The organism is uncultured Sphingomonas sp. (genome assembly GCF_964021865.1).
Lineage (GTDB): Bacteria > Pseudomonadota > Alphaproteobacteria > Sphingomonadales > Sphingomonadaceae > Sphingomonas.
In genome coordinates this window covers 96,909-105,805 of sequence record NZ_CAXIAM010000002.1, presented here as the reverse complement: position 1 = coordinate 105,805, position 8,897 = coordinate 96,909, and the positions used below count along the sequence as shown (strand labels likewise).

General features: G+C 64.1%; 6 protein-coding genes. 4 read left to right on the top strand and 2 right to left on the bottom strand.

All coding sequences use genetic code 11. From position 1 onward, the window contains the following. The coding region (locus AADI75_RS01200; RefSeq protein ID WP_341207234.1) for an EAL domain-containing protein at window positions 1–1,642 on the top strand (1,642 nt) is incomplete at its 5' end. 219 nt (window positions 1,643–1,861) lie between these two features. On the opposite strand, the gene AADI75_RS01195 is transcribed toward AADI75_RS01200, so the two are convergent. After that, window positions 1,862–3,139: an MFS transporter gene (locus AADI75_RS01195; RefSeq protein WP_341207233.1), complete on the bottom strand. Its 1,278-nt coding sequence runs from the start codon at window positions 3,137–3,139 to the stop codon at window positions 1,862–1,864. Between the two features lie 122 nt (window positions 3,140–3,261). On the opposite strand from AADI75_RS01195, the gene AADI75_RS01190 reads away from it, so the two are divergent. The 3 genes from AADI75_RS01190 (at window position 3,262) to AADI75_RS01180 (ending at window position 7,956) form a co-directional block, all read left to right on the top strand. Beyond that, window positions 3,262–4,347: an ROK family protein gene (locus AADI75_RS01190; RefSeq protein WP_341207232.1), complete on the top strand. Its 1,086-nt coding sequence runs from the start codon at window positions 3,262–3,264 to the stop codon at window positions 4,345–4,347. A 72-nt stretch (window positions 4,348–4,419) separates the two neighbouring features. Then, a complete protein-coding gene (locus tag AADI75_RS01185) occupies window positions 4,420–6,930 on the top strand; it encodes a TonB-dependent receptor (protein ID WP_341207231.1) in 2,511 nt (836 codons plus the stop codon). A gap of 27 nt (window positions 6,931–6,957) precedes the next feature. Then, the gene (locus AADI75_RS01180) at window positions 6,958–7,956 is read left to right on the top strand and encodes a glycerophosphodiester phosphodiesterase family protein (protein WP_341207230.1); all 999 of its coding nucleotides are present in this window, start codon (window positions 6,958–6,960) and stop codon (window positions 7,954–7,956) included. A gap of 27 nt (window positions 7,957–7,983) precedes the next feature. Here the strand turns inward: AADI75_RS01180 and AADI75_RS01175 are convergent, their stop codons facing one another. Then, window positions 7,984–8,835: an MBL fold metallo-hydrolase gene (locus AADI75_RS01175; protein ID WP_341207229.1), complete on the bottom strand. Its 852-nt coding sequence runs from the start codon at window positions 8,833–8,835 to the stop codon at window positions 7,984–7,986. Window positions 8,836–8,897: the final 62 nt, after the last annotated feature.

The following is an 8,897-nucleotide window of genomic DNA, read 5'->3' as shown; positions in this document are numbered from 1 at the left end:
AGGGGGTCCCTTTTGCACGCCGATAGGGGGTTCCTTTTGGACGCCGATTGACAGTATCGAGCGCCTTGCCGGCTATGCGCCCTCCACGCTTCCCGGATCGTTTTTGAGCCAATTGCTTCCCGGGGTCGACTTCGCCAGCATGCCCGAGCGGGAAGAGCGTGAGGCGCAACTCACCAGCGCGAACGGCGACACGATTCCAGTCCGCATTCTGCGTGCGCAAGTCGCGCTCGGGCACAAGCTTCACACGGTCATCGCCGTACGTGACCAGCGCGAGCGGCTGCGAACCGAGGCTCGCATGCGCACCTTGGCATTCAGCGATTCGCTGACCGGCGTTGCCAATCGCGGTCGCTTCTTCGACCTTCTCTCGATGCACGCCGCCTCGCGACGCGAACGCGATCAGTCCTTTGCGGTGCTCATGCTCGATCTCGACCGCTTCAAGCCGGTGAACGATACCCTTGGTCATGCCGCAGGTGACGCGATCCTTCAGATGGTGGCGGAGCGGCTTCAGGCAACCTTGCGGGACGGCGATGTGCTTGCCCGGCTCGGCGGCGACGAGTTTGCTGTTCTGCAGATCGCCGCAGACCATCTAGACTCGGTGGCCATCTTGGCGGAGCGTATCGTACAGACGATCGGCGGCCGCCCGTTCACCTATCAGGGACAGGCGCTTCACCTCGGTGCGAGCGTCGGCTTCGCGTGGGCGCCGCAAGACGGCGACGACCCGGCCGAACTGCTGCGGAACGCCGATCTTGCGCTCTACGCCGCGAAATCGGACGGGCGCGCGATCTGGCGCCGTTACGACCCGCGCTTCGATGAAGAGACACAGAAGCGGCGGCGCCTCGAGATCGGTCTTCGGCACGCGATCAGCCACGGAGAGCTGCAGTTGCATTACCAGCCGCTGGTAGATGCGAAAAGCGGCGCGATCACCTCCGCCGAAGCCCTGGTACGCTGGAACCATCCCGAGCGGGGGCTTGTCCCGCCAATGGACTTCATCGGATTGGCAGAGGAAACCGGACTGATCCTGCCGCTCGGCGACTGGGTGTTGCGGACAGCCTGCTCCGAAGCGGCAAGCTGGCCACCGCACATCGGCGTTGCTGTGAATCTTTCACCGGCGCAATTCCGAGATCCGACCCTGGGCGATGTTGTGCTGTCCGCGCTCCACGCGTCAGGACTGGAGCCAAGCCGACTCGAGTTGGAGATCACGGAGGGCGTGCTGCTCAATGACGAGAGAGGCACACTTGCCACACTGGCCGAACTTCAGGCGGCTGGAGTGCGCATCTCCATGGACGATTTCGGTACCGGCTATTCGTCGCTGAGCTACCTGCGGAAATTCCCTTTCGACAAGATAAAGATCGATCAGTCCTTCGTACGTCAAATCCCCGATGATCCGGAAAGCGCGGCGATCATTCGAGCAATCATCACGATGAGTGCTTGTCTCGGCATCAAGACGACCGTTGAAGGGGTCGAAACGAGCGAGCAACTCGCCTTCTCGGTCGCGGAAGGCTGCGACACCATCCAGGGCTATCACGTCAGCCGACCGCTCACTGCGGCCGCGTTCCACGACGTTCTCGATCTCACGCAGACGTGGCGAGCTGACCCCATTGTCGAGCGATCGCGGACGTCCGTGTCGGCCTCTCTGAAATGATCGTAGGCACTATCGGTCAGTAGGTGAGGTGTCGGGGTCGTCGTAGGGCCCCACAGGCGCGAACTCGTCTCCCCCGCCGCGCACTAAGTTCTCCAGCGGCCGTCGCGCCCGGCCGAGTGGCTACGGGGGCGAGCAATTGCTCGCCACCCTGTGCCCTAAGTTTCGTTGATTAGGATGGATCGTGAAAGTCCGGGCAACTAGGGCGACCTTGTAAAGTCGTTACGTCCTGTTGCGGAGCAGAACCAACAGCGCAGCACAGCATCCGAGCAGCGGCAGCAAGGTCGCGCTCAGCGGCAGCAGCGACCACGAGGCATTCCCGCTCGCGCTGCCCGATCCCAGCGCGACGACGCCGGCCCATAGCAGATTTCCGAGCGCCGCCGCGCTCTTCAGCACTCCGAGGAACAACCCCACCGGTGTGGCCTGCCCGTCGGCCCCATCGGTCAGCTCGCGATGTACTGTCTCGGTCAACAATGCCCAGATCGCGAGGTTCATCCCTGCCAGTCCGGCACCGAAGAGAATCATCATGATCGTGCCTGCCGTCCCGATCGATGCGATCGTCAGGCCGGCCATGCCGATGATCGCCAGCGCGTACGCCATGATGGCGATCGCGCGGGACGACCAGCGTCGCGCGACCGCCATCCAGCAAGGCAGCGCAAGCGATTGAGCGAGGGTGAGCGTCAACAGCGCAGGCCCCGCCCAGCCGGCATCGGCGCGTACCGCCTGCCCATAGAACGGCAAGGCGCGCTGGAAAATCGGCACGAAACTCGCCTGGATCGCGATCAGCAGCAGCAGGTAGCGGAACGGCGGGTTGCGCCAGAAGACCGAAAAGGGGCGGGGCGATCCACGCCGCGGCGGGGCGTCCACGCTCACCGAAAGGCGGCGCGTGGCGAACAGCGCCAGCAACAGCGTCGCGACGTAGAGAAGCCCTCCCGCCAGCGCACCCGCCGCCAACGACCGACGTTGCATCTCCAGCGCAGCGAGCGACAGGCTCGACCCCGACACCAACGCCAGTAGCGCCACGCCCGATGCGCTGAACAACAGGCGAAGCCCCGACACCCGCGCCGCGTCCCCAGGCGCACGCGCGACACGGAGCAACAGGGTGTTGTGACCCACGTCGCACAACGAATAGCCGATCCGGCAGACGATGATCGCTGCTGCGATCGCCCAAGGAGCATGTAGGATGAAGATCAGCCAAAAGCCGATGCCGCAGAGCGGTGCGCCGACGATGATGAGCCTTGCCAATTCTTGCGCGTTGCCACGCCGGTCGCTCCAGCGTGCGACGATCATGTCGAAGGCGGCATCCCACAACAATGTGGCGGCGAGGATCAGACCGGCTGTTACAGCGTCGAACCCGGCCATCGATACCAGGAAGAACAGCATGATGCTTTCGAAGCTGTTCCATACCACGCTCTTGCCGAGATTACCGGCGCTATAGGCGCATTGCACCGCCAGCGACGCGGAGCGAGGGACAGAGCCTGACGAGTGAAGGGAGATCATGGTCGGACGAGCTTAGCCAGGGTCACTTTCATTTATTTGACGCAGCGGAAATATATTGCGCCTTCATGTCGCGCACGCACCGGCCCCAAATCCTGTTGAACGAACCACAGCGGCGCCTGCTGATGCAGTTACGGATCGAAGGTGCGGCGTCGCGCACCCGGCTGGCCGAATTGCTGGGCATGAACGGGGCGACGATGACCCGACTGACCCAGTCGTTGCTTGCGCTCGACCTGATCGAAGAGCGAGATGCGAACGAGGCAGTGGCGCGCGGTCGGCCGACGGTGCCGCTGAGCGTATCAGGGCGCGGCGGTTGGGCGATCGGCGCGACGCCGCATCCCGGCTGGCTCGAACTGGTGATCGTCGATTTTGGCGGAACGCCGCTCGTCCATGATGCGACACCGTTCGACAGCGCCGATCCGCGCATTTTCGCGCAGGCTGTCGAACAGCGATTGCAGGTGCTGGCGGCGGCGCAGGGCTTCATGCAGGGCAAGTTCCTAGGCATGGGGGTCGCGGTGCCCGGTTATGCGCTGCCGGGCGACCGCAGCCGCCGCATCGTCGTCGACCGGATCGCAGGCTGGAACAGCGTGCCCTTGGCCGAGGTGATCGGCGACGTGCTCGGCATGCCGGTCTGGACCGAAAACGACGCCAGCGCCGCGGCGCTCGCAGAATATTATCAGGATGGGGTAATCGGTCGCTACCGCTCGGTGCTGACGTTGTTTCTGGGGCATGGCATCGGCGGCGGACTGATCGCGGAGCGCGACCTATTCTTGGGCGAGCACGGCAATTCGGGCGAGGTCGGGCGGCTTTTCCCCGCCCAGCGCGAGCGACCGTCTGGCATCGATCTGATCCGTGTTTTGAGGGAGGCTGGCGTCGCGATCGACTCGCTTGCCGAGATCGAGGCGCTGCTCGGCACGCAGCGGCCGCTGATCGCCACCTGGATCGCGCGGGTGGTCGAACAACTGCACCTAGCGGTGATGAGCGGCATCGCGTGGCTCGATCCGGGCGCGGTGATCATCTCGGGCGCGCTGCCGCTGCCGGTTATCCGGCAAATCGCCGGCGGGCTCAGCGATATACTGCAAGAGCGCAACGACGGGTATCGCTCGACGCTACCTGCAATTCGTGCCTCCGCCATCGGCAGTCGCGCAGTGGTGCTTGGCGCGGCCATGATTCCGATCCACGCGGTCACTTCACACGCATCAGCCATTTAATTTCATGTAAGAAAATAAAGCTGTCATCAATCGAGATCATGGGCCCCGTCATCGGATGACCAGGGGGCACATATGAACACCAAATTGTTGATGAGCGCGGCGATATGCAGCGTGCCGATGATCGCAGCGCCGGCGATGGCACAGACGCAGGCTGCACCGGCCGCAACGACGGCGGCACCCGACACCGTAGCAGAAGACGCCGTGCCCACCGACATTATCGTCACCGGATCGGCACGCCAGCAGCGTCGCTTCGACGTGTCCTATGCCGTCAATTCACTGTCGCAGGCCGACATTCAGAAGCTCGCACCCAAGAGCACGACCGACTTGATCGGCACGTTGCCGGGTATTCACGCCGAGGCGACCGGCGGCGAGGTGCAGAACATCACCCGGGTGCGCGGCATCCCAACCGACCGCGGCTTCCTCTATTATCAGCAGGACGGGCTGCCGCTGTTCCAGGAACTGGACGGCTGGTTCTTCAACCAGGGCGACGGCATGAACCGGCTCGACCTGATGACCGACCGGATCGAGGTGGTGCGTGGCGGCCCAGCGCCGATCTACGCCAGCACTGCCGCCGCGATCGCCAACGTAATCACCGTCACCGGCACCGCCACCACGCGCGGCAAGGTGCAGGCGACGATCGGCGATACCGGCTATTACCGGCTCGACGCCTATCAGGCGGGGCCGCTGAGCAAGGATACCTATTATGCGGTCGGCGGATTTCTTCGCTATCACGATGGTTATCGTGATAGCGGCTTTCCCAGCGACAAGGGCGGGCAAATCCGCGCCAATATCAAGCATGATTTCGACAACGGATGGGTTAAGCTGTCGGGGCAATATACCGACGACCACAACCTGTTCTATCTGTCGATCCCGACCAACGATCCGCGCGATCCATCGGTGAGCCTCAACCGCTACATCGACTATTTCACCGGGACGCTGAACACGCCGGCACTGCGATCGGTGAATATCAAATATCGTGATGGCGCGGGGGTGATCCAGAACCGGCAAGGCGATCTGGCCAACGGACGCCATATGCGCTTTGGCAACGTCGCACTCGATTACGAGGGCGATTTCGGCGAGTGGCACGTCGCGGCGAAGGGCGGCGTGACCGCCGGCAAGGTGGATTTCGACGCCTTCTATTCTACCTCCAACCCGGTCGACGCGACGACCTTTGCCAACAATTATCGTGCCGCCGCGGCCACCGCCTTCGGCAGCGGGGTGACGCGGCTCGGCTACAGCATCGCGGGCACCGGCGGGCAGACCGCCTATGATCCGGCCGCCGCTTCCGGGCTGGTGATGCAGGCGCAATATCGCTCGATCTCGACCGACTTCCACGCGGTTCAAGGCGACCTGTCGGTGACGCGCAAGTTCGAGGGCGCACTCGGTACACATGACGTGCGGGTCGGCGTCTATGGCTCGCTGTGGGGCCAGACGATGTTCACCGCCTATCAGAACTATCTGATCCAGGTGCGTTCGCGCCCGGCAGTGCTGGACCTTGCGGCTTATTCGTCGAGCGGTGCGGTGCTGGGGTACGTGACCGACAATGGCTCGCTCAACGATGCCGCCTCGCTCAATGCGGGCAGTGTCGACGGACAGGTGCTGTCGCTGTACGGCACCGATAGCTGGGACATTACCGATCGGCTGCGGCTCGACGGCGGATTTCGCCACGAATGGTACAGCTATAGCGGATATGGTCGGCCGACCGCGGCCTACAACCTTGGCGACCAGACGACATTGGCGGACAATGCGACGCGCGGCTTTACCGGCGCGACCAGCACGCTGAAGCTGAAGCAGACCGCGACCAACTGGACGATCGGCGCCAATTATGACGTCACCGGGCAAGCCGGCGTGTACCTGCGCGCGTCGCAGCTCGAGGTGCCCGCCAACACCACCATTGCCTTCTCCTATCCCACGCCTGCGGTGGTAGCGACCAAGGCCAAATTGTATGAGGCCGGCGCCAAGTTCGCCGCGGGCGGCTCGTACCTCTATATCACTGGTTTCTACACCAAGTTCGACCCGCTCAATGCCAGCTTCGCCGGCTTCAACCCGGTGACCGGCCGTGCCGACGTGACCACCAACTTCATCGGCACTGCCGAGACGAAGGGCATGGAGGCCGATGGCCGTCTGCGCCTGCCTGGGCCGTTCTCGGTGGCCGGCTCCGCGACGTTCCAGAAGCCGCGTTACCTGAACTTTAGCAGCAATACCGGGCTGGACGGCAGCCGTGCCAACGGCAAGCAGATCATCCGCGAGCCCAAGCTATTCCTCAATATCCGCCCCACCGCCGACTTCAACGTCGGAGCAGCGCAGGTCAGCATCTACGGCCGTTATGATTATGTCGGGCGGCGCTACACCGACTTCTTCAATTCCACCGCGCTGCCGGCATACGGGTCCTTCGGCCTAGGCGGGACGGTGACGACCGGCGCGTGGCAGTTCCAGGTGGTCGGCGACAACATCACCAACGCGCACGGCTTTACGGAAGGAAACACCGCCGGCGACCGGTTCGGGCAGGGGGTGCCGACCGCAATCTTCGGCCGCCCGCTGTTCGGACGCAACGTCCGCCTGATCGTCAGCCGCAAATGGTGAGCCGTCGCTGATCGCAGCGACGCATCGATGGCGGGACGGTTCGACGCGACTGTCCCGCCCCTTTTCCACGACAGTCGGACCTTGCCCATGAACCCCCGTATTCTTCTTGCCGCCACGGCATGCCTTGTTTGTAGCGCTGCGCAGGCCGCACCCGCCGACACGCTTCGCCGCATTCGGGACCCGCACGGCGGGCTGATCGTCATCGCGCATCGCGGCTGTCATGAGCGCGCGCCAGTGCGCGGGCTTGGCCCCACGCCCGAAAACTCCGCTGCCGCGCTGGCTCAGTGCGCGGTATTGGGCGCAGACGTCATGGAAACCGATGTGCGCCGCAGCCGCGACGGCCACCTCGTCATCATGCACGACGACAGCGTCGATCGGACCACCAACGGCACCGGTAAGGTCGCCGACCTGACGCTCGCGCAGCTAAAAGCGTTGCGGCTGCGTCAGGATGAGGGTGGGGCGGACGCGGTCCTGACCGATCAAGCCGTCCTGACGCTCGATGAACTTCTCGCGCTGGCAAAGGACCGGATCGTTCTCAATCTCGACGTTAAGGATGCGATCTATGGCGAGGTGGTCGACGCGGTCCGCCGTGCAGGTGCGCAGAATCGGGTGATCGTCAAGACCTTCGCCGGACGCGCATCGGTGCCGCTGGCCGCGATCGCCCCCTATGATCAGGTGCCGTTCGTCGCGATCCCGCTCGCCGCCATGCCGGAGGCGTCGGACGTGCCGATCATCATCGATCGGCAGTCCGTGGGCGCGATCAAGCCGCTGGCCATCGAACTTCCGGTCTTGCCGCTCTCGGAACTGCCGGCGGTGTTGGCGCGGGCGCAGGCGCAAGGCGTGCCGGTCTGGATCAACACGTTGTTCACGGGTTTCGTGACCGGCATGGGCGGTGATCCGGAGGCGCGCCGCGATCCCAAGGCGGTATGGGGGCGTCTGGCCGACATGGGGACGCGATTGTTCCAGACCGACGCCGTGGAAGCACTAGTACTTTACCGTAGCGAGCGAGGGCGGAGCGGCAAATAGGTAAGTAGGGCCTAGCAGCTTAGGCGCCTAGAGCGGGCAACCGCTCTGGCAGTGCTCCAGCTCGACCGGATCGTGCGTGCAGGTGACGGTAATCTCGTCGCGCCGTTCGACCGACAATTGCCGCAATCGTGCCTGATTGTTCAACCGACTGGTGGCATCGACCTCCATCAGACGTTGATAGGCGCGCAAACCCGGCGTGCAGCGACGACGCGCACCGCGCATTTCGCCGCGATAGAAATACGCGTCGCCCGCGTGGAGCAGCCAGCCACCTCCGCGCCGCACCGCTACGCCGGCGTGGCCCCATGTGTGTCCCGGTAACGGCAAAAGCAGGATGTCGGGCGGCAGCCCGTCGAGATCGCGCACCGCATCGAAGCCGAACCACGGTTCACCTAACGCGCCATAATGGCGCCATCGCATAACATCGTTTAGTTGGCGCGTGCGCCAGCGGTTGCGCGCAACGAACCCTTCGCGCGGCCCGGTTGCGTCATCATACTCGCGCTGCATGACGTGCACCGTGGCCTGCGGAAAATCCTCGAGCCCGCCCGCATGGTCGAAGTCGAGATGGGTCGCGACAATGTGCCGTACGTCGCTCGCCCTATAACCGAGGGCCTCTACCTGGCGGATCGCGGTATCGCGCTCATGCAGCCTGATGTTAAGCATCATCCGCCACGGCCGCGTTATGCGTGGCTGCGGATGCTCGTGCGGATGCGCGACATCGCGCAGCCCGTATCCGGTATCGACCAGTACCAGTCCGTGCGCGGGCGTCTCGATCAACAGGCAATGGCAAACGATGCGGCCGAGCGGCCCCAGGCTACGGCCATCGAACAAGGCTCCGCCGATCGGGCAGTCGGTGCCGCAATTCAAATGGTGGATCTTCACGATCCTTCCTCCTCTTTGAACGCCGAACGGCGGGATCGTCGCATGTACGGTCCCGCCGATTG